This window comes from Streptococcus azizii (genome assembly GCF_001984715.1).
In the GTDB taxonomy this organism is placed as follows: domain Bacteria; phylum Bacillota; class Bacilli; order Lactobacillales; family Streptococcaceae; genus Streptococcus; species Streptococcus azizii.
In genome coordinates this window covers 1-20,854 of the sequence record NZ_MSPR01000008.1, presented here as the reverse complement: position 1 = coordinate 20,854, position 20,854 = coordinate 1, and the positions used below count along the sequence as shown (strand labels likewise).

Sequence of the window (20,854 nt, the reverse complement as noted above, 5' to 3'; positions counted from 1 at the left end):
GGCAGCTATAGCTATAAGACGAATTGGTTTTATTGAATATGGTTCAGTATGAATGAGGTGTATATGAAGAAACAATCCAGATTTATTGCCCTAGGAGTTGTGATGTTGGGTGCAGTCATGCGTGTGCCAATTACTGCCATTCCTCCTATCCTAACAGATATTGCAAATAGCTTTGGGGTGCCAGTGAGCGATTTGGGTATTCTGACCTCCATCCCCTTGCTGATGTTTGCGCTTTGCTCTTCCCTAGCCCCTAAACTGGCGAGGAGGATTGGCATGGAGCGCTTGATGGGGATCGTTTTGTTGGTCATGGCTTTGGGGTCAATCTTGCGAGTCCTCAATCTGCCCTCTTTATATTTGGGTACTATCTTGGTTGGTGCTACCATTGCGGTCATCAATGTTCTGTTACCGAGTATTGTTGCGGCAAATTTTCCACGGAAAATCGGTCTGTATACTACCCTTTATATTACGGTGATGGGGCTTACTTCAACGCTTGCCTCCATGGTGGCTGTTCCAGTGGTATCTGCTAGTTCCTGGCAATTTTTCACCATCTTGGTGACAGGTCTGGTGGGTCTAGCCTTTGTTTGCTGGTTGCCCAATATGAAAGAGCATCATCAAGAAGAACTAATCTTGACGACTACAAGTCAATCGCTGTGGAAGAACAGGGCAGCGGTTATTTTTCTCATCTTTAGTGGCCTTCAGTCCCTGCTTTTTTATACGGAACTGACATGGCTTCCGACTATGGCGCAAACGGCAGGATTAGAACAAGCACAGGCAGGATTTTTAGCAGGAATTTTTAGTTTGGTCAGCATTCCTGTGTCAATGATAATTCCTGGCATTGTATCCCGTTTAAAGAAAGAGCAGCGGGCAATCATGATGATTGGCCTATCGAGTTTAACAGTGATGGGCTTGGTGTTCATCTTGTTTGCTCCAGCTAGTTTTATGGTCTGGCTTATCATTCACCTTCTATTGGGAGTATCGGTCAGCTCGCTCTTTCCATACATGATGTTATCGCTGTCACTCAAAACCAGTAATAGTCAGGCAACAGCGCGTCTATCGGGCATGGTACAGACAGGAGGTTATCTCATCGCAGCTGTAGGACCTCTTGTCTTGGGCTACAGCTACTCTATTGTGGCTTCCTGGGTTCCGCTAGTGATTAGCTTACTTCTTGTAACCCTAGTGATGATGGTGACCATTTTCTTCATTGAAAAAGAAGATCTTATCGTGTGAGGCCTGTTTTGTTGGCTATTTGACGAGGGTATGTCCCCAGGATGGCTTCTTGTTTCCGAATCTGTCTATAGAAAAATCATTGTAATAATTATGTTTGGCAAGTGGGGGCGGTTAGCAAGTGCTGAGGTCCTTGTCTTTTTTGTGGCGTCATAGAATGGTGAGCCGCCAGGGAGATAATCCGTTTTCCACTTTTAGATCTATGAAAAAAATACCCTGTTGGGTATCATTTGCTATTCTATTTTTAAGCTCATGAAAAAATGCTCCACTGGAGCATTTTTTTAACGTGCGACGCGACGGCGTGCTGCTTTTTTGCGATTTTCTTCAATGAAGGCTTCTTTTTTTTCTTCAGGTTCGATAATTGTTTTATGAATGGTAAAAATTGCACCTGCAGCAAGAGCAACTGTGCTAGCAACTCCTGTCAAGAAACCTTTTCCAAAACCTTTAGCCATAGTTGTTTCTCCTTTACTTGTGTTATAATAGATTGTAGCGAAAAAACAAAAAATTTTCAAGGAAAAAGATGAAAACAAAGATAATAGTAGTAGTAGGGCCGACCGCAGTGGGGAAAACAGCCCTAGGAATCGAACTGGCCAGACGGTATGACGGTGAGATTATCAGTGGTGATAGCCAGCAGGTTTACAGGCAGTTAGATATTGGAACAGCTAAGGCAAGCAAGGAAGAGCAAGAACTTGCTGTCCATCACTTGATTGACGTACGCGATGTGAATGAGGGCTACTCTGCCTTTGACTTTGTCTCAGAAGCAGGCAAGTGGATCGAAGAGATAGCTAGTAGGGGAAAAGTGCCGATTATCGTAGGAGGTACAGGCCTTTATATCCAGAGCCTGCTGGAGGGCTACCATCTAGGTGGTCCGGTGGCCCATGAAGAGATTCTTGCCTACCGTCAGACGCTAGATAATCTACCTGATGAGGTCTTATTTGAGAAAATAGCAGAGCTGGGCATTGAGATTTCACAGATGAATCGCCGGCGTGCGATGAGGCAGTTGGAGCTAGCACATTTTAACCAAGACTTAGAAAATCAAGAACCGCCTTACGACTTCCTATTGCTGGGACTCTCAGATGATCGCCCTACCTTATATGAACGGATCAACCAACGGGTAGATCAGATGCTAGAAGCTGGTCTACTTGCCGAGGCGAGGTGGCTCTATGAAACCTATCCAAGCTCTCAGGCTAGTTTGGGGATTGGCTACAAGGAGTTCTTCCCCTACTTTGCAGGACAAGTCAGTCTAAAAGAAGCCGTTGATAAGGTCAAGCAGCATACCCGTCGCTTCGCTAAACGCCAACTAACTTGGTTTCATAACCGTATGCAGGTGGATTTTGTTCGGTTATCTGACGTGGGGGTGAGGGATACGATTGACCGACGAGTAGGAGAATTTTTAGGGGAGAATCATGATTGAAACGCGAAAGGAAGCAGAGAGCGTCTTGCTGATAGGGGTGGAATTACAGCAGACGGAGAACTTTGCTATGTCAATGGAAGAGCTGGCTAACCTTGTCAAGACAGCTGGGGCAGTGGTCAAGGGAACTTACACCCAGAAACGGGAAAAGTATGACAGCAGGACCTTTGTTGGCTCGGGGAAATTAGAAGAAATCAAGCGGATGGTCGAAGCTGACGCCATTGATACAGTTGTTGTCAACAATCGCTTGACCACGCGCCAGAATGTGAATTTAGAAGAAGTACTGGGAATCAAGGTCATTGACCGGATGCAGTTAATTTTAGATATCTTCGCCATGCGAGCCAGAAGTCATGAGGGGAAATTGCAGGTGCATTTGGCACAGTTGAAATACATGTTGCCACGCTTGATAGGGCAAGGAGTCATGCTCAGCCGTCAGGCGGGTGGAATTGGGTCTCGTGGACCAGGAGAGAGCCAACTGGAACTCAATCGTAGGAGTATCCGCAAGCAAATTACAGACATTGAACGTCAGCTAAAAGTTGTGGAAAAAAATCGCGCCCGAGTAAGGGAGCGTAGGCTCCAATCAGGTATTTTTAAAATTGGACTAATCGGCTATACCAATGCAGGCAAGTCTACTATCATGAATGCCTTGACCGATAAGCATCAGTATGAGGCCGATGAACTATTTGCGACCTTGGATGCGACAACCAAGCAGGTTCAATTATCAGATACCTTTCAGGCAACGGTGACCGATACAGTCGGATTTATTCAGGATTTACCGACAGAGTTCATTTCAGCTTTTAAGTCCACCTTAGAGGAGTCCATGAATGTCGACTTGTTACTCCATGTCATCGATGCCTCAGATCCCCATCATGCAGAGCAAGAAGAGGTCGTCTTGACGATTTTGCAAGACTTGGACATGCTGGACATTCCACGTCTAGCCCTTTATAATAAATTGGACAAGACAGATGATGGGTTTACACCGAGTCAATTTCCCCATGTCATGCTATCGGCTAAGGATAAAAAGGCCAAATCCCACATTCAGATGATGATCATCGCCAAGATAAAAACCATGTTTGAACCCTTTGAGATTCGTGTTCCCCTGAAAGATAGCTATCAGCTTCATGATCTTGGACGGGTATCTTTGATTGACAGCCGTTCCTATGAAGGGGATTGTGAAATCATCAAGGGCTATATTGCCAAGGAGTATAAGTGGAAATTAGAGGAGTTTCAAAATGGACTATATTGACTTAGCTTTACAGTATGGTGGTTTTACCAGTCTTGATAAGGCCTACCTAACCCACCAGTTACAAGGCTTGACGGATGACCAAAAGCTGGCCTTTATCACACCACCCCCCTCTGTCATCAATGCTTATTTTTCCGAACTCTATCAAAAGAGAAGCCCGCAGGATGCGACAAATTATTATATTCACTTATCCAAGCACCTCAATTTATTCATGGAACATCCCTCCTTTGTAGAAGAAAAGCCCTTCGTCCGTCTGAATTTGTCTGGTAGAGCCTTTGGTTTTGCCTATCAGAACGACAAGGAGTTGGCCTGCGTGTTTGCAGAGCAAGAGGAAGCAAAGACACCTGCTCTACTCTTTGAGGTTGCGCAAATCTTTCCCCACTATAAGGTTTTTGTCCAAGATGAAGGGGTGTATATGCAACCCCTAGCAATAGAGGAGGAAGGTTTTGAAGAGCTTGAAAGTGACTACCTATTAACAGAGCTTGCCAAAAGTGAGAATTGGGTACGGATTTCAGGCTTGAATCAAGAAGAGGTTATAGAGGCAGCAAGTCATTATCAAGGGCAAGCCTACTATGCTTGGTCGGGGCGGACAGCCATTATCTATATTCAGCAAGAAAAGGAATAATATGTATATTCAATTTTTAGGAACGGGAGCGGGGCAACCCTCCAAATCACGTAATGTATCTAGTTTGGCCCTAAAGTTACTAGATGAAATCAACGAAGTCTGGCTATTTGATTGTGGGGAGGGGACGCAGAATCGCATTTTAGAGACTAACATCCGTCCCCGTAAGGTCAGCAAGATTTTTATCACCCATTTACATGGCGACCATATCTTTGGTCTACCAGGTTTTCTATCCAGCCGTTCATTTCAGGGAAATGAAGACCAAACCGATATTGATATATATGGTCCGACAGGCATTCGCCAGTTTGTCTTGACCAGTTTGAAGGTATCGGGTTCTCGTCTGCCTTATCGTATTCATTTTCATGAGTTTGAAGTAGGTCAGGTTGATAAGGTGCTGGAGACAGATAAATTTATGGTATTTGCAGATCAATTAGACCATACAATCCCCTGTGTCGGCTACCGTGTCATGCAAAAAGACTTGGAAGGGCAACTTGATGCAGAGGCCCTCCGTGCAGCTGGGGTACCATTTGGTCCTCTCTTCGGGCAGATAAAAAATGGTAAAAATGTAGTGTTGGAGGATGGGACAGAAATTATTGCAAGTGACTATGTTTCAGAGCCTCGTCCAGGAAAAATTGTGACGATTTTAGGGGACACACGGAAGTGCCATGCCAGTGTGCGCCTTGGGGTCAATGCAGATGTACTGGTGCATGAAGCAACCTATGGAAAAGGGGACGAGGTCCTTGCTCGTAAGCACGGACACTCGACCAATATGGAGGCAGCTTTAGTTGCAAAAGATGCAGGGGCCAAGCGCCTGTTGCTCAACCATATTAGCCCGCGCTTTTTGTCCAAGGACATCAGCCAGCTTCGGAGAGATGCAGGGAGTATTTTTGAACAGGTGCATGTTGTCAAAGATCTAGAAGAGGTCGAAGTGTGAGAAACATTCTGATAACAGGGGCTTCTGGTGGTTTGGTTCGAGAAATGGTTCCACTTTTGACAGATGATTTTCTGATTTTATTGGGGCGGGATAAGGAGAAGTTAGAGCAACTCTATGCTCGTCATGCCAATAAGTTGGTCTTTGAGACAGACATTCAAGATGAAGCCGCCCTAAGAGAATTATTGAGTCAGCTAGAGCAGCGCATAGGTACGATTGATATTTTGGTTAATAATGCGGGCTACGGCCGTTTTGCAGACTTTAGCGATTTTTCTAGCCAAGAAGTGCGGCAGATGTTTGAAATCAACACCCTTGCCCTGATGACCCTCTCACGCTTGGTGGGAGAGCAGATGAAGAAGGAGCAAAAGGGTCAGATTATCAATATTGTCAGTATGGCTGGCTTGATTGCTTCTAGCAAGTCCTCGGTTTACTCAGCGACAAAGTTTGCAGCGATTGGTTTTTCAAATGCTCTGCGCCTGGAGCTAGCCCCATCAAATGTCGTGGTAACGACCGTCAACCCAGGACCGATTGCGACAGCCTTCTTTAATCAGGCAGACCCAGACGGTACCTACTTAGCGTCTGTCAAGCCCTTTTTATTACAGCCGAATATAGTGGCTCGTAAGATTGTGAAGGTGATGGGGACTAGAAGGCGAGAACTGAACCTACCTTGGACCTTAGCAGTGGCTCATAAGTGCTATACCCTATTTCCACGATTAGCAGATTTTCTTGCTCGGACTGTTTTCAATTACAAATAACCGCTAGACGCCCCAGTGGTCACCTAGGCAGCTGTTGCGGCTTTAGCTGATTACAGCTGAGATTGAAACAGTTCAGTGAACTGTTTCAACTGGTCACCAAGAAATCAGAAAGTGACCACAGGAGGACGGGGAACTGTTTCAACTGGTCACCTAGAAATCAGAAAGTGGCCACAGAAGCCCGAGCCTAAAGACTAAGAAGCGAATCTAGTCAGGGAAGTAAGATAATTCTATAGATTATTTAGTAATTGAAGATAAGAAATAGGCCGAAAACCTCCACTGGAGCTTTTCGCTCGTCGTATTTCCTATTTTCGCTTTGAGTTTTTAACGGGCTTTGTATCTTATGGAATTGAGTTCGGACTAAAAATGTGAGAAAAAAGATGAATTGGCTTGATGACCTGAGTCATCTGCTCCAATTCCCTATTTTTCTTTACATTTTCTTAACGTCCTCACATCTTAACTGAACACGGGCTACGAGCTGTGCAAAAAAGATAGGTTTCCTAGAGTCTCTGGACTCTTCGTCAACCTCCTATTTTTGCTTTGCTCGCTTCAACAGTCTAGGGATAGACTGTTGAAGGTGGGAAATAAAACGAGTGAAACTCGTGTCAAACAGTCTAGGGATAGACTGTTGAAGGTGGGAAATAAAACGAGTGAAACTCGTGTCAAACAGTCTAGGGATAGACTGTTGAAGGTTGGAAATAAAACGAGCGAAACTCGTGTCAAACAGTCTAGGGATAGATTGTTGAAGGTTGGAAATAAAACGAGTGAAACTCGTGTCAAACAGTCTAGGGATAGACTGTTGAAGGTTGGAAATAAAACGAGTGCAACTCGTGTCAAACAGTCTAGGGATAGACTGTTGAAGGTTGGAAATAAAACGAGTGCAACTCGTGTCAAACAGTCTAGGGATAGACTGTTGAAGGTTGGAAATAAAACGAGTGCAACTCGTGTCAAACAGTCTAGGGATAGACTGTTGAAGGTTGGAAATAAAACGAGTGCAACTCGTGTCAAACAGTCTAGGGATAGACTGTTGAAGGTTGGAAATAAAACGAGTGCAACTCGTGTCAAACAGTCTAGGGATAGACTGTTGAAGGTTGGAAATAAAACGAGTGCAACTCGTGTCAAACAGTCTAGGGATAGACTGTTGAAGGTTGGAAATAAAACGAGTGAAACTCGTGTCAAACGCCCTTTGTATCTTATTAATTGAGTTCAGCCTAAAACCTCGGAAAAAAGATAGGCAGCTGTTTCGGCTTTAGCCGATTACAGATGAGAATCCCTTTAGTGGATAGGCAGCTGTTTCGGCTTTAGCCGATTACAGATGAGAATCCCTTTAGTGGATAGGCAGCTGTTTCGGCTTTAGCCGATTACAGATGAGAATCCCTTTAGTGGATAGGCAGCTGTTTCAGCTTTAGCTGATTACAGCTGAGAATCCCTTTAGGGATAAATCTCATTGGTTGCAAAGCAACCTGCTTCGATTTCCTATTTTTCATTCGGTTTTTTAACGGCTTCACATCTTAATGAAAGGATCTCACATGAAAAAGTTATGGAGATTGATTTATAGTCGTACGTTTATTGTCCTCTTACTGATTATGGTGACGGTTGGAGCTATTTTGTGGACGGTCACATCGGCAACGGTGCTAGCGCCAGCCCTGCTTTCTGTCTTGCAGATTTTTTCGATTGTAGTGGCTATTTCAGTCATTAACCGACCGATGAATGCCAGCTTTAAATTGACTTGGATTATTTTTATCATCGGGATTCCGATCTTTGGAGCTCTCTTTTACTTTATCTTGCAGTCCAATATTGAAACCAAACGTTACCGAAAGACGTTTAAACAGCAAAGTTTACTCTTGCGGCAGTATGGGCAGACCTCACCCAAAGTGTTACATGCGCTGGCAGAGCAGGACCAGGATCAGTTGAAACTGGCTCACTATATGAATCAATATGTTGGCTATGCTCTGCATTCGAATACTGATGCGACTTATTTTCCATCTGGAGAAGCCAAGTTTGAAGCCTTATTGAGTGAGTTGCGCAAGGCGGAAACCTACATCTTCATGGAGTATTTCATTGTTGACTTTGGCTACATGTGGGATTCTATTTTAGAGATTTTAAAAGAGAAGGCAGCACAGGGGGTGGAGGTTCGGTTCATGTACGACGGGACCAATTCACTGACCCTTTTACCCTATAATTATTATAAAACCTTGAGAAAGTACGGAATCAAGGCCAAGGTCTTTTCGCAGATTATCCCTGCCCTTTCAACGGTTCAAAACAACCGAGATCATCGGAAAATAGCGGTGATTGATGGAAAGGTAGCATTTACAGGTGGGGTCAATATCGCTGATGAATACATCAATCGCAAGGAGCGCTTTGGCCATTGGAAAGATGCTGCTATTATGATTAAGGGAGAAGCGGTAGCCAATTTTACCCTCATGTTCTTGCAGATGTGGAATTTCAATGAAAAAACACCCAATAATGACTTGAACTACCTAAAAGACCACCATGAAAAAGAAAAATCGGTCATTGATTCAGAAGGATTTTTCCTGCCTTACGGCGAAAGTCCCTTCGATGGGGATGAGGTGGCCAAGCGAGTCTGTCTCGATATGATTCAGTCGGCAACCAACTACATCTACATCATGACCCCTTATCTAGTCTTAGATGACGAGATGCTGGACAATCTGACCTATGCGGCTAAGCGAGGGGTAACGGTCCGTCTCTTATTACCGCATATCTATGACAAGCAGTCGGCTTATCTGGCGGCACGAACAGATTTTCCGATGTATCTAGAAGCAGGCATTGAGATTTACGAATATACACCGGGCTTCGTCCACTCAAAGGTGGTCCTTGTTGATGATAAAAAAGCGACTGTCGGAACGGTGAATATGGATTTCCGCAGTTTTTATCTCAATTTTGAGTGCGGTCTCTACATTTACAAACATCGCCAAGTGTTAGCTGACATCCATCAGGACTTTGAAGATGCCTTTGCTCAATCAGAGCGGATAACGCTGATTGATTTTGCACGAACCTATCCTTGGTATAAACGGTTTGCTGGTGCGTTGATGAAGATTATTGCCCCGCTCTTATAGTTTTTTTATTGAGTATTAGAACTGCTTCGTGATATAATGGGAGGCAGCTATCATACTTTCTTGAACACAACCAGCAATCTCTGTTTAAGGAGTATAAGGAGAACAATAGTGATACAATCAACTTATAACTGGACTCTGGTTCCAACGATTTCAGATGAAGGATTTGTGAAAATAGCCAAAAAAGCGGGATTGGATCTGGCTGCGGCTCATTTTCTGTATACAAGAGGGATTCAGACGGAAGAAGCCCTCAGGACATTTTTAGAGCCTAGTTTAGAGGATTTGCACGATCCTTATCTACTGCATGGAATGAAGGAAGCTGTAGAGCGAATTCGCCGTGCTATTGAACATCAAGAGCAGATTTTAGTTTATGGGGACTATGATGCTGATGGGATGACATCAGCATCTATTGTAAAAGAAGCCCTGGAGGAGCTAGGAGCGGAGTGTCTAGTCTATCTGCCCAACCGCTTTACAGATGGTTATGGCCCCAATCAGTCGGTCTATCAGTATTTTATTGACCAGCACGAAGTTTCCTTGATTATTACGGTAGACAATGGTGTCGCCGGACACGAAGCAATCGATTATGCCCAGAGCGTCGGCGTTGATGTCATTGTGACAGACCACCACTCCTTACCTGAAACCTTACCCAATGCCTATACGATTGTCCATCCGGAGCATCCAGACGGGCAGTATCCATTCCCTCATCTGGCAGGATGTGGTGTAGCCTTTAAGCTGGCCTGTGCCTTGTTAGAGACCGTACAGGTAGAGTGGCTTGATTTGGTAGCTATTGGTACCATAGCAGATATGGTTAGCTTGACAGATGAGAATCGGGTGTTGGTCAAATACGGCTTATCCATGCTCCAGCAGACAGAGCGACTAGGCTTACAAGAATTGATGTCGCTTGCTGCTATTCGTCCAGAAAGCCTAACCGAAGAAACAGTTGGCTTTCAAATAGCGCCACGCTTGAACGCCTTAGGGCGCTTGGATGATCCCAATCCTGCTATTGAACTACTGACAGGATTTGATGAGGAACAAGCCCAGGAGATTGCCCAGATGGTCGATGGGAAAAATACTGAGCGTAAAGACCTTGTCCAGACTATTTATGATGAAGCAAAGATTATGGTTGATAAGGAGCGAGTCGTTCAGGTTTTGGCGAAGGAAGGCTGGAATCCTGGAGTGTTAGGAATCGTTGCGGGACGCTTACTAGAAGAACTGCAACAACCGATTATTGTTTTATCTATCGATGAAGGACGGGCTAAAGGATCAGCGCGTTCGGTTGCTTCTATTGATATTTTTGAAGCCTTAAAAGACCATCAAGATCTCTTCATTGCCTTTGGCGGTCATGCAGGTGCGGCTGGGATGACCTTGGAAGTGGACAAACTAGAGGCCTTATCTGACACCCTATCAGCCTATATCTTGGACAATGATTTAGACCAAGTTCATAAGGGAGAATTGTTGCTAGATGAGGAGTTGGATTTAGAAGCACTATCCCTCCAGACCTTAAAATCATTTGAGAGTTTAGCTCCGTATGGCATGGACCATAAAAAACCTGTTTTTTATGTGAAGGATTTTCAGGTTGAGTCAGCCCGAGTCATGGGGCAGCAGGGCGCTCATCTAAAATTCCGTATTTCAAAAGGGCAGGCTAGCTTTGATGTCGTTGCGTTTGGCATGGGTCACTTGGCTTTGGAAATTTCCCAGAGTAAGAATTTGGAGTTGGCTGTCAGTCTGTCGGTCAACCAATGGAATGGACAGACGACTCTACAGTTGATGTTAGTTGATTTGCGGGTAGAAGGGGTTCAGCTCTATAATCTGCGCAGTAAGAAGGCGCATTTCCCAGTTGACCTTGTCGCAATAGATTTTGCAGCCCCCCTACCTGATGTGACAGGACAAAAAGCTATTGGGATAGCGACAGTGCCCGATAATCTGCGACTTTTAAAAGAGTTTCTACAGAACCATGATTTTCAGGCCATTTATTTCAAAAATGACATAGCAACTCCCTACTACTTGGATGGCTATGGCAGCAGGGAGCAATTTGCCCGCCTCTACAAAACGGTGTATCAGTTCAAGGAATTTGATGTGCGCTACAAATTAAAAGAGTTGGCTAACTACCTGAACATCCCGGCTTCCCTCTTGATTAAGATGATTCAAATTTTCCAAGAACTAGGATTCGTCGCGATTACAGATGGAATCATGACCGTCAATAAAGGGGCAGAAAAACGAGAAATCAGTGATAGCTCCATTTATCAGCAGTTGAAACAACAGGTTGCTGAGCAAGAGCTCATGGCCCTTGGTACCGTTCAGGAAATATACGATTATCTAATGGAGAAAGAGTAATGAACGAATACTCTTTAAAAGTCAACAGGATACGTTGTCAACTTGCGTATCGCTTGGAAATATGACAGCTGTCCTGTTCGATTTTATCGACTATCAGGAATAGCTGTGTTTCCTTTTTTAAAATCTCCCAAATGGGGAAAAACATGGTATAATAAAGGGCAAGACTCTTTAGAAAATCGATTTCAAACTCCCTAGGTTTGTGTGGCAGATTTGCCATCTGCGAGCATCAAAGGGGAGCAGAACTCGTTAGGTGAGAGTACGTGTAATAGAACAATAAAGTGAGAATACGATGAACTTAAAAGATTATATTGCTTCCATTGAGAATTACCCACAAGAAGGGATTACCTTCCGTGACATCAGTCCTCTAATGGCTGATGGCAATGCCTATAGCTATGCCGTCCGTGAAATTGTCCAATATGCGACAGATAAAAAGATTGATATGATTGTAGGACCTGAAGCGCGTGGTTTTATCGTGGGTTGTCCCGTTGCATTTGAGCTTGGTATTGGCTTTGCTCCTGTTCGTAAGCCAGGGAAATTGCCACGTGAAGTGATTTCAGCTGACTATGAAAAAGAGTACGGAATCGACACCCTGACCATGCACTCAGATGCTATTAAACCTGGACAACGCGTTTTGATTGTCGATGATTTATTGGCAACAGGTGGTACAGTCAAGGCGACCATTGAAATGATCGAGCGCCTAGGAGGGGTTGTTGCAGGCTGCGCCTTCTTGATTGAATTAGATGATTTAAAGGGACGCGAAGCGATTGGAGACTACGATTACAAGGTCTTGATGCATTACTGATATAAGAATCTGATTCATAGCTCAGCACGTCCATCTTAGGGAATTGAGTTCAGCCTAAAACCTCGGAAAAAAGATAGGCAGCTGTTTCGGCTTTAGCCGATTACAGATGAGAATCCCTTTAGTGGATAGGCAGCTGTTTCAGCTTTAGCTGATTACAGATGAGATTGCAACAGTTCAGTGAACTGTTTCAACTGGTCACCTAAAAATTAGAAAGTGACCACAGCAGAACGGTGAACTGTTTCAACTGGTCACCTAGAAATCAGAAAGTGACCACAGCAGCCCGAGCCTAAAGACTAAGAAGCGAATCTAGTCAGGGAAGTAAGATAATTCTATACATTATTTAGTAAATGAAGACTAAGAAATAGGCCGAAAACCTCCACTGGAGCTTTTCGCTCGTCGTATTTCCTATTTTCGCTTTGAGTTTTTTACGGGCTTTGTATCTTGTAATTGAACACGGGCTAAAAGCTCGGAAAATAGATAAACATTCCTAGAAGTTAGACTTCTTCGTCATGTTTCCTAATTTTCAGTCGCTTTTTACACGCCCTTTGTATCTTACTACAGGTTCTAAGTGTAGGCTATAGGGATTCCTATTTTTCTTCTAATTGAAAAGCAGTTACTCCTGTTATATAATAGAACAAAGGAGGAGAGAACAATGCCGATTAAGTTGGAGAAATCCCTACCTGCTGTTGAGCAGTTGAAAGCAGAGAATATCTTTGTTATGGACAATGACCGTGCCAATCATCAGGATATTCGCCCCTTAACGATTTTAATTTTAAATTTAATGCCACAAAAAATTGTGACAGAAACGCAGTTGTTACGCCTTTTAGCAAATACTCCTCTACAATTAGAGATTGCATTTCTGTATATGGAGACCCATCAATCGAAAACCACTCAGGTCGCACATATGGAAGAGTTTTACCACACCTTTGAAGAAGTCAAGGAACGATATTTTGATGGTCTAATCGTCACGGGCGCTCCCGTTGAAAATCTAGCCTTTGAAGAAGTAGATTACTGGGAGGAGCTGCTCACAGTATTCCATTGGGCGCGCCAGCATGTCTACTCGACCCTCCATATCTGTTGGGGAGCGCAGGCAGGGCTTTATGCTCGTTATGGAATCGAAAAGCATAGCCTCCCTCACAAGTTATCAGGTGTCTATTGTCAGGAAGTGACGGATGACCGCAATCCCTTGATGCGAGGATTTGATGATGTATTTTATGCTCCCCATTCGCGGTATACCAATGTAACAGCCGCAGATGTTGAACGTTTGGATCATCTTCATGTCTTGGCCCAGGGAGAAGAAATCGGTCTTTCTATTATTGCTAGTAGCGATCTTCGTGAAGTCTATAGCTTCGGACATTTAGAATATGACCGCGATAGTCTTGCAAAAGAGTACGACCGCGATCGCTTGGCAGGGCTAGATCCAGCTCTTCCCAAGCATTATTTTAAAGGGGACGATCCGACCGCGCGTCCATCCTTGACGTGGAATTTACCAGCTGCTCAATTTTTTACGAACTGGATTAACTACGCTGTCTACCAAGAAACGCCGTATGATTGGAAGCACTTTGAGCAGCCAGCCTTATAGTCATTTGTTTTATACCTAAAGGTAGCCATAGCTTTAGCTGATTACAGATGAGATTGAAACAGTTCAGTGAACTGTTTCAACTGGTCACCTAAAAATCAGAAAGTGGCCATAGCAGAACAGTGAACTGTTTCAACTGGTCACCTAAAAATCAGAAAGTGACCATAGCAGAACGGTGAACTGTTTCAACTGGTCACCTAGAAACACGACAGTGACCACAGAAGTCTGAGCCAAGAAGCAGGAAAGTTAGTAAATAGGCTGAAAACCTCCACTGGAGCTTTTCACTCGTCGTATTTCCTATTTTCGCTTTGAGTTTTTTACGGGCTTTGTATCTTACTAATTGAACACGGGCTAAAAGCTCGGAAAAAAGATAGGCAGCTGTTTCAGCTTTAGCTGATTACAGCTGAGAATCCCTTTAGTGGATAGGCAGCTGTTTCGGCTTTAGCTGATTACAGCTGAGATTGAAACAGTTCAGTGAACTGTTTCAACTGGTCACCTAGAAACACGACAGTGACCACAGAAGTCTGAGCCGAGAAGCAGGAAAGTTAGTAAATAGGCTGAAAACCTCCACTGGAGCTTTTCACTCGTCATGTTTCCTAATTTTCATTCGCTTTTTACACGCCCTTTGTATCTTTTCTTATTTTAACTACCTTCGCCTTCAATTATAAGGAAATTAGTGGTGCTAATCTCCTATCCCAGCTTTCACACTTCTCAATGGTGAAAGCTAGTCTACTTTTGATTTTTATTGAGTATAAAAGACTGTATCGGCCAGTTTATAAAGAGGAACTATGAATTATTTACAGCAATTTCAGAAAGGGTATCTGGTCTTACCACCAGCTATGCTCTTTCATTTCAAGGACTTATTTCCCTCAGCGGATGCCTATCTTGTATGGCAATTCTTCTTTTATCAACATACCAGCAATACTGAGGGATTAGCGCCTAGCCAGATTGCCCAATCTTGCGGCAAGACTACTTCTGAAATCAACCGTTTGATTGAGCAACTACAAGAAGCAGGTTTGTTAGATTTTAAGACCATCAATTTATCTGGGGAAATTGAGATGATTTTTGATGCCTCGCCTGCCCTAGAAAAACTAGATGCCCTCTTGCAGCCCAAGCCATCCATGCAGGAATCTCAGGAAGTTTCTTATGACTTGAAGCGTCTGGTGTCAGATTTTGAGGTAGAGTTGGGACGCTTGCTGTCGCCGCTTGAAATTGAAGACCTACAAAAAACGCTGCAAGATGATCATACTGCTCCAGAAGTAGTACGAGAAGCCCTTCGTGAAGCTGTTTTTAATAATAAAACGAATTGGAAGTATATTCAGGCTATTTTGAGAAACTGGCGCAGGGAGGGAATCACGACAGTCGCCCAAATAGAGGCTAGGCGACTGGAGCGAGAAGGACAACAAGTAAAAAATGTCTCAGCGTCATCAGAGTTTTTAGAAGCGATGGATTATTGGAAAGAGTAGAAGATGAATCAGAAAATCTCAAAACGCTTGAAACAAGTGGCACAGTTTGTACCACAGGATGCTCGTCTGGTAGATGTAGGGAGTGACCATGCTTACCTCCCTCTTTTTTTGGTAGAAAGCGGAGTGATTCGCTATGCCATTGCCGGGGAAGTCGTATCTGGCCCCTACCAATCAGCTCGACAAAATATACAGGATTCTATCTACAGAGACTGCATTGAGGTTCGTTTGGCAGATGGGCTTGCAGCCTTTGAGGAGGAGGACCAGATGACGGTGATTACGATTGCTGGGATGGGTGGACGCTTGATAGCAGACATCTTAGAGGCTGGAAAAGATAAGCTCCGTCAGATGGAGAGACTCGTCCTACAACCAAATAACCGAGAAAGCGACGTGCGGGCATGGTTGGAAAGAAACGACTTTCAGCTAGTCGCAGAAACCATTTTAGAAGAACATGGGAAATTCTATGAAATTCTGGTAGCAGAGCCAGGGAGAAAGGAACTAACTGCAATAGAAAGGCAGTTTGGTCCCTATCTAGTGCAGGAAATGTCCCAAGATTTTCAGCAAAAATGGAAGCGAGAAGCAGTTAAATTGCAACGGGCGCTCTACCAGATTCCTGCGAATCATACAATGGAGCGTACCCGCATGGGGGAAAAAATACGGCAGATTAAGGAGGTGCTAGATGTTAGCCAGTAAAGTCATTGAGCGGTACCAGACCTTTTGTCCTTCAAGTTTATCTATGGAGGGTGATGTATCTGGACTTCAGATTGGTAGCTTAAATAAGGATATTCAAAAGGTGATGGTAGCACTGGATATTCGGGAAACAACAGTCGCTGAAGCTATTGATAAGGAGATTGATTTAATCATTGTCAAGCATGCTCCGATTTTTCGTCCCATCCATCATCTGCTGGCAGAGGATTTGCAGACAAATATCTATCTGGAGCTGATTAAGCATGATATTGCTGTCTATGTTAGTCATACCGATATAGATGTTGTGGAGGGGGGACTAAACGATTGGTTCTGTGAGCTACTGGATATAAAAGAGACTACCTACCTCTATGAAACTCAGACGGGTCAGGGGATTGGTCGGATCGGAACGGTAAAGGAGCAGACCTTAGAGGAACTAGCCCTGACCGTCAAGCAGGTCTTTGATTTAGAGACGGTTCGCTTAGTGACGTATGCCCATCAAGCACAGCAATATATTAGCTGTGTTGCTATCTGTGGAGGGAGCGGAGAACGCTACTATAAGGAGGCCTTAAAAAAAGGAGCAGATGTTTATATTACAGGTGACATCTACTACCACACTGCCCAAGACATGCTGACACAGGGCTTATTGGCGATTGATCCTGGACATCATATTGAAGTGCTGTTTGTCGAAAAAATTGCTCAAAAACTAAAAGAATGGAAGGAAGAAGAGGGATGGGACATCACCGTTGAAACCTCGACAGTATCCACCAACCCATTTCGACATTTATAAGATGTGAGGACGTTAAGAAAATGTAAAGAAAAATAGGATTGAAACAGTTCAGTGAACTGTTTCAACTGGTCACCTAAAAATCAGAAAGTGACCACAGTAGAACGGTGAACTGTTTCAACTGGTCACCTAAAAATCAGAAAGTGACCACAGCAGAACGGGGAACTGTTTCAACTGGTCACCTAAAAATCAGAAAGTGACCACAGCAGAACGGGGAACTGTTTCAACGGTCACCTAGAAACAAGAAAGTGACCATAGAAGCCTGAGCTAGGGAATAGAAATTTGACGAGTGAAAACCTCCACTGGAGCTTTTCACTCACCGAGACTTTTGACAACGTATCCTTTTGATTTTTAAAGAGTATAACAAGATATGAGGACGTTTGACACGAGTTTCCCTCGTTCTATTTCCCACCTTCAACAGTCTATTCCTAGACTGTTTGACACGAGTTTCCCTCGTTTTATTTCTAACCTTCAACAGTCTATTCCTAGACTGTTGAAGTGAGCCAGAAAACCCTCCTTTAAAGCTATAGCTGTCTTGTTACTTTACGGATATAGAAGAAGTAGCCTAGTGGAGAGTTTCTTAGATACTGAGGGTCTATAAGGGCTGCTGAATGGTTCTGATAGCTCTGTATCTTGGAAATCCGTGACAGTTTTGACAAAAAATGGTAAAATAAGACAAATAAAATCGAAAGGCTTTTGCAACTATGAAAGGTATTATTCTCGCAGGAGGTTCAGGGACACGTCTGTATCCTTTGACCCGAGCAGCATCGAAGCAACTGATGCCTATTTATGATAAACCGATGGTGTACTATCCTCTCTCCACCCTAATGTTGGCTGGCATTAAGGATATTCTCATCATTTCCACACCGACAGATTTACCGCGCTTTGAAGAGATGTTAGGGGACGGATCTGAACTTGGTATCTCCCTTTCTTATGCGGTGCAACCAAGCCCGGACGGTCTTGCCCAAGCCTTTATTATTGGTGAGGACTTCATAGGAAAAGATTCAGTAGCCCTCATTCTTGGGGACAACATTTACCATGGAAATGGCCTGACCAAGATGCTCCAATGTGCAGCAGCTAAAGAAAAAGGAGCAACGGTCTTTGGCTATCAAGTAAAAGATCCCGAGCGTTTTGGTGTGGTCGAATTTGATGCAGATATGAATGCTGTTTCTATTGAAGAAAAACCAGAAGCTCCTAAATCAAACTTTGCTGTGACAGGTCTTTATTTCTACGATAACGATGTCGTTGAGATTGCTAAAAATATCAAACCTTCTCCGCGTGGAGAGCTGGAAATCACAGATGTCAATAAGGTTTATTTAGAGCGTGGAGATTTATCTGTAGAGCTGATGGGACGCGGTTTTGCTTGGCTTGATACAGGTACGCATGAGAGCTTGTTAGAAGCGGCGCAGTATATCGAAACTGTACAACGCTTACAAAATGTTCAAGTCGCTAACCTTGAAGAGATTGCCTATCGCATGGGCTATATTACAAAAGAGCAGGTCTATGAGCTTGCTCAACCATTGAAGAAAAATGAATACGGACAATACTTGCTCCGTCTGATTGGAGAGGCTTAATGACAGAGAATTTTTTTGGTAAAGACTTAGCAGTCAGAAAGATTGACGCTATTCCAGGTATGTTGGAATTTGATATTCCTGTTCATGGAGACAATCGTGGCTGGTTTAAAGAAAATTTTCAAAAAGAGAAAATGCTACCTCTAGGTTTTCCAGAAAACTTTTTTGTAGAAGGAAAATTACAAAACAATGTCAGCTTTTCCCGCAAACACGTTTTGCGTGGTCTGCATGCAGAACCCTGGGACAAATACATTTCCGTTGCAGATGCAGGAAGAGTGCTTGGTGCTTGGGTTGACCTGCGTGAAGGGGATACATTTGGAAATGTCTATCAGGCAGAGATTGATGCCAGTAAGGGAATCTTTGTCCCTCGGGGTGTAGCCAATGGTTTTCAAGTCTTATCAGATGTTGTTGCCTATAGCTACTTGGTCAATGACTACTGGGCTTTGGAATTAAAGCCCAAATATGCCTTTGTCAATTATGCAGATCCGACTCTGGGGATTCAGTGGGAGAATCTTGAGGCCGCAGAAGTATCTGAAGCGGATAAGCATCATCCGATGCTCAAGGACATCAAACCATTGAAAAAAGAGGAGCTCTAATGTTTGCAGCTTTTTTGGAAATAGCAGAGCAGCTGAATAAAATTGGTATTACACCACTTTTGATGGGGAGCCTTGGATTGGAAATCCGCACGGGAGAGACTTGGAATCCTCAAGATATTGATATTCATGTTCCCAGTGATCCAAGAGGTTGGGAAGCCCCTGATGAAGGTCGTATTTACCAATTTAATGTTCTGAACCAAGTCATGGAAAACTTGGGCTATCACTTAGTCGATCGCCATGAACATGCATTTCAAAAAGATGACCTATGGGTCGAATTTGGAGGGCTTCACTCTCTCCCAGATTTTGCTGGTGTAGCACTTGAAGAGTTGGAAGAATTAGAGACGAATGGTGTTCGTTACTACCTCCCGACACTCGGGCAATACTTGAAAATCTATCAAGCCTCGTCTAAAGACTCGTATCGTGCAGACAATAATAATCAAAAAGATTTTATAAAAATCGACTATTTAAAAAGACTATTACAGGAGACAACTGTGTCAGAATTTAAAAATATTATCGTAACTGGTGGAGCTGGCTTTATCGGCTCAAACTTTGTGCATTATGTCTATAACCATCATCCAGATGTTCATGTGACCGTCTTAGATAAGCTAACCTATGCTGGAAATCGTGCGAATCTTGTGGAGATTCTTGGTGAACGTGTAGAGCTAGTTGTTGGAGATATTGCCGATGCTGAATTGGTGGATAAGCTCGCTGCAAAGGCAGATGCCATTGTCCACTATGCAGCTGAAAGCCACAATGATAACTCGCTTAACGACCCTAGCCCTTTTATCCATACCAATTTTATCGGAACCTACACACTCTTGGAAGCCGCTCGCAAGTATGATATTCGCTTCCACCATGTCTCAACAGATGAGGTTTACGGAGATCTTCCACTTCGCGAAGATTTGCCAGGCCATGGAGAAGGCCCTGGTGAAAAATTCACCGCCGAAACCAAGTACAATCCAAGTTCGCCTTATTCTTCTACCAAGGCAGCTTCTGACTTGATTGTAAAAGCATGGGTGCGTTCGTTCGGTGTCAAAGCGACCATCTCCAACTGTTCCAATAACTACGGTCCTTACCAGCATATTGAAAAATTTATTCCACGTCAAATTACCAATATTTTGAGTGGTATTAAGCCAAAATTGTATGGGGAAGGAAAAAATGTTCGGGACTGGATTCATACCAATGACCACTCATCAGGTGTCTGGACTATTTTGACCAAGGGTGAGATCGGGGAGACCTATCTGATTGGTGCGGATGGTGAGAAAAACAATAAGGAAGTCTTGGAACTGATCTTAGAGAAAATGGGGCAACCTTCTGATGCCTATGACCATGTGACAGACCGTGCAGGTCACGATTTGCGCTATGCGATTGATGCCAGCAAACTTCGTGATGAACTGGGGTGGAAGCCAGAGTTTACTAACTTTGAAGCAGGTCTAGAAGACACCATCAAATGGTACACGGATAATGCCGACTGGTGGCAGGCTGAAAAAGAAGCTGTCGAAGCCAACTATGCTAAGACCCAAAAAGTGATTAAATAAAAGAAGAACCCCGTCCATCGGATTATTTGACCGAGGACGGGTTTTATGTTGTATAGTCATTTAGACAATATGTAAAGACCCCCAGTTGAGAATTCGTGGATTTACCTGTACACTAGAATAAAAAAACAATCAACTTCTAACAGGAATTACCACACTCAATTGGAGGTCTTATATGTTTCATTTTACCACACTTTTCATCGGAATGGATGTTCACAAAGAAAGTTTTTCACTTTGCTATTATGA

At 43.7% G+C, this 20,854-nt stretch carries 18 protein-coding genes; 17 read left to right on the top strand and 1 reads right to left on the bottom strand.

What is annotated here, in order from left to right; genetic code table 11:
• Nucleotides 1-63 precede the first annotated feature (63 nt).
• Complete coding sequence (locus BVE84_RS04960; protein WP_076995959.1) at nt 64-1,227, top strand: MFS transporter; 1,164 nt, start codon at nt 64-66, stop codon at nt 1,225-1,227.
• 278 nt (nt 1,228-1,505) lie between these two features.
• On the opposite strand, the gene BVE84_RS04955 is transcribed toward BVE84_RS04960, so the two are convergent.
• A complete protein-coding gene (locus BVE84_RS04955) occupies nt 1,506-1,676 on the bottom strand; it encodes a DUF3042 family protein (protein ID WP_076995958.1) in 171 nt (56 codons plus the stop codon).
• A gap of 68 nt (nt 1,677-1,744) precedes the next feature.
• On the opposite strand from BVE84_RS04955, the gene miaA reads away from it, so the two are divergent.
• The 16 genes from miaA (at nt 1,745) to rfbB (ending at nt 20,611) form a co-directional block, all read left to right on the top strand.
• Nucleotides 1,745-2,638 carry a tRNA (adenosine(37)-N6)-dimethylallyltransferase MiaA gene (gene miaA, locus BVE84_RS04950; protein ID WP_076995957.1) on the top strand — a complete coding sequence of 298 codons (894 nt, stop codon included), beginning with the start codon at nt 1,745-1,747 and terminating at the stop codon, nt 2,636-2,638.
• Nucleotides 2,631-3,881: a GTPase HflX gene (hflX, locus tag BVE84_RS04945; RefSeq protein ID WP_076995956.1), complete on the top strand. Its 1,251-nt coding sequence runs from the start codon at nt 2,631-2,633 to the stop codon at nt 3,879-3,881. Before miaA ends, hflX begins: the two co-directional genes overlap by 8 nt.
• Complete coding sequence (locus BVE84_RS04940) at nt 3,868-4,503, top strand: cystathionine beta-lyase (protein ID WP_076995955.1); 636 nt, start codon at nt 3,868-3,870, stop codon at nt 4,501-4,503. Before hflX ends, BVE84_RS04940 begins: the two co-directional genes overlap by 14 nt.
• Before the next feature lies 1 nt (nt 4,504).
• Nucleotides 4,505-5,434: a ribonuclease Z gene (rnz, locus tag BVE84_RS04935; RefSeq protein WP_076995954.1), complete on the top strand. Its 930-nt coding sequence runs from the start codon at nt 4,505-4,507 to the stop codon at nt 5,432-5,434.
• The gene (locus tag BVE84_RS04930) at nt 5,431-6,186 is read left to right on the top strand and encodes an SDR family NAD(P)-dependent oxidoreductase (RefSeq protein WP_076995953.1); all 756 of its coding nucleotides are present in this window, start codon (nt 5,431-5,433) and stop codon (nt 6,184-6,186) included. The genes rnz and BVE84_RS04930 overlap by 4 nt, the downstream gene beginning before the upstream one ends.
• Before the next feature lie 568 nt (nt 6,187-6,754).
• Nucleotides 6,755-7,387, top strand: a complete 633-nt coding sequence (locus BVE84_RS04925) for a hypothetical protein (protein ID WP_076995952.1) — start codon at nt 6,755-6,757, stop codon at nt 7,385-7,387.
• Between the two features lie 325 nt (nt 7,388-7,712).
• Complete coding sequence (gene cls, locus BVE84_RS04920) at nt 7,713-9,260, top strand: cardiolipin synthase (protein WP_076995951.1); 1,548 nt, start codon at nt 7,713-7,715, stop codon at nt 9,258-9,260.
• A gap of 108 nt (nt 9,261-9,368) precedes the next feature.
• Nucleotides 9,369-11,591 carry a single-stranded-DNA-specific exonuclease RecJ gene (gene recJ, locus BVE84_RS04915; protein ID WP_076995950.1) on the top strand — a complete coding sequence of 741 codons (2,223 nt, stop codon included), beginning with the start codon at nt 9,369-9,371 and terminating at the stop codon, nt 11,589-11,591.
• 289 nt (nt 11,592-11,880) lie between these two features.
• The gene (locus BVE84_RS04910; protein WP_076995949.1) at nt 11,881-12,393 is read left to right on the top strand and encodes an adenine phosphoribosyltransferase; all 513 of its coding nucleotides are present in this window, start codon (nt 11,881-11,883) and stop codon (nt 12,391-12,393) included.
• A gap of 652 nt (nt 12,394-13,045) precedes the next feature.
• Nucleotides 13,046-13,975, top strand: coding sequence for a homoserine O-acetyltransferase MetA (metA, locus tag BVE84_RS04905; protein WP_076995948.1), 930 nt, complete (start codon nt 13,046-13,048; stop codon nt 13,973-13,975).
• A gap of 785 nt (nt 13,976-14,760) precedes the next feature.
• The gene (locus BVE84_RS04900; protein ID WP_076995947.1) at nt 14,761-15,438 is read left to right on the top strand and encodes a DnaD domain-containing protein; all 678 of its coding nucleotides are present in this window, start codon (nt 14,761-14,763) and stop codon (nt 15,436-15,438) included.
• Between the two features lie 3 nt (nt 15,439-15,441).
• Nucleotides 15,442-16,128: a tRNA (adenine(22)-N(1))-methyltransferase gene (locus BVE84_RS04895; RefSeq protein WP_076995946.1), complete on the top strand. Its 687-nt coding sequence runs from the start codon at nt 15,442-15,444 to the stop codon at nt 16,126-16,128.
• Complete coding sequence (locus tag BVE84_RS04890; RefSeq protein ID WP_076995945.1) at nt 16,115-16,909, top strand: Nif3-like dinuclear metal center hexameric protein; 795 nt, start codon at nt 16,115-16,117, stop codon at nt 16,907-16,909. The genes BVE84_RS04895 and BVE84_RS04890 overlap by 14 nt, the downstream gene beginning before the upstream one ends.
• 701 nt (nt 16,910-17,610) lie before the next feature.
• Nucleotides 17,611-18,480, top strand: coding sequence for a glucose-1-phosphate thymidylyltransferase RfbA (rfbA, locus tag BVE84_RS04885; RefSeq protein ID WP_076995944.1), 870 nt, complete (start codon nt 17,611-17,613; stop codon nt 18,478-18,480).
• On the top strand, nt 18,480-19,073 hold the full coding sequence (locus BVE84_RS04880) for a dTDP-4-dehydrorhamnose 3,5-epimerase family protein (RefSeq protein WP_076995943.1): 594 nt from the start codon (nt 18,480-18,482) through the stop codon (nt 19,071-19,073). The genes rfbA and BVE84_RS04880 overlap by 1 nt, the downstream gene beginning before the upstream one ends.
• A gap of 491 nt (nt 19,074-19,564) precedes the next feature.
• Nucleotides 19,565-20,611 carry a dTDP-glucose 4,6-dehydratase gene (rfbB, locus tag BVE84_RS04875; RefSeq protein ID WP_076996031.1) on the top strand — a complete coding sequence of 349 codons (1,047 nt, stop codon included), beginning with the start codon at nt 19,565-19,567 and terminating at the stop codon, nt 20,609-20,611.
• Nucleotides 20,612-20,854 lie beyond the last annotated feature (243 nt).

What these genes read in the sequence shown, in the direction of transcription:
- BVE84_RS04960 (WP_076995959.1), top strand. Translation starts at nt 64, where the DNA reads ATGAAGAAACAATCCAGATTTATTGCCCTAGGAGTTGTGATGTTGGGT.
- BVE84_RS04955 (WP_076995958.1), bottom strand. Translation starts at nt 1,676, where the DNA reads ATGGCTAAAGGTTTTGGAAAAGGTTTCTTGACAGGAGTTGCTAGCACA.
- miaA (WP_076995957.1), top strand. Translation starts at nt 1,745, where the DNA reads ATGAAAACAAAGATAATAGTAGTAGTAGGGCCGACCGCAGTGGGGAAA.
- hflX (WP_076995956.1), top strand. Translation starts at nt 2,631, where the DNA reads ATGATTGAAACGCGAAAGGAAGCAGAGAGCGTCTTGCTGATAGGGGTG.
- BVE84_RS04940 (WP_076995955.1), top strand. Translation starts at nt 3,868, where the DNA reads ATGGACTATATTGACTTAGCTTTACAGTATGGTGGTTTTACCAGTCTT.
- rnz (WP_076995954.1), top strand. Translation starts at nt 4,505, where the DNA reads ATGTATATTCAATTTTTAGGAACGGGAGCGGGGCAACCCTCCAAATCA.
- cls (WP_076995951.1), top strand. Translation starts at nt 7,713, where the DNA reads ATGAAAAAGTTATGGAGATTGATTTATAGTCGTACGTTTATTGTCCTC.
- BVE84_RS04910 (WP_076995949.1), top strand. Translation starts at nt 11,881, where the DNA reads ATGAACTTAAAAGATTATATTGCTTCCATTGAGAATTACCCACAAGAA.
- metA (WP_076995948.1), top strand. Translation starts at nt 13,046, where the DNA reads ATGCCGATTAAGTTGGAGAAATCCCTACCTGCTGTTGAGCAGTTGAAA.
- BVE84_RS04900 (WP_076995947.1), top strand. Translation starts at nt 14,761, where the DNA reads ATGAATTATTTACAGCAATTTCAGAAAGGGTATCTGGTCTTACCACCA.
- BVE84_RS04895 (WP_076995946.1), top strand. Translation starts at nt 15,442, where the DNA reads ATGAATCAGAAAATCTCAAAACGCTTGAAACAAGTGGCACAGTTTGTA.
- BVE84_RS04890 (WP_076995945.1), top strand. Translation starts at nt 16,115, where the DNA reads ATGTTAGCCAGTAAAGTCATTGAGCGGTACCAGACCTTTTGTCCTTCA.
- rfbA (WP_076995944.1), top strand. Translation starts at nt 17,611, where the DNA reads ATGAAAGGTATTATTCTCGCAGGAGGTTCAGGGACACGTCTGTATCCT.
- BVE84_RS04880 (WP_076995943.1), top strand. Translation starts at nt 18,480, where the DNA reads ATGACAGAGAATTTTTTTGGTAAAGACTTAGCAGTCAGAAAGATTGAC.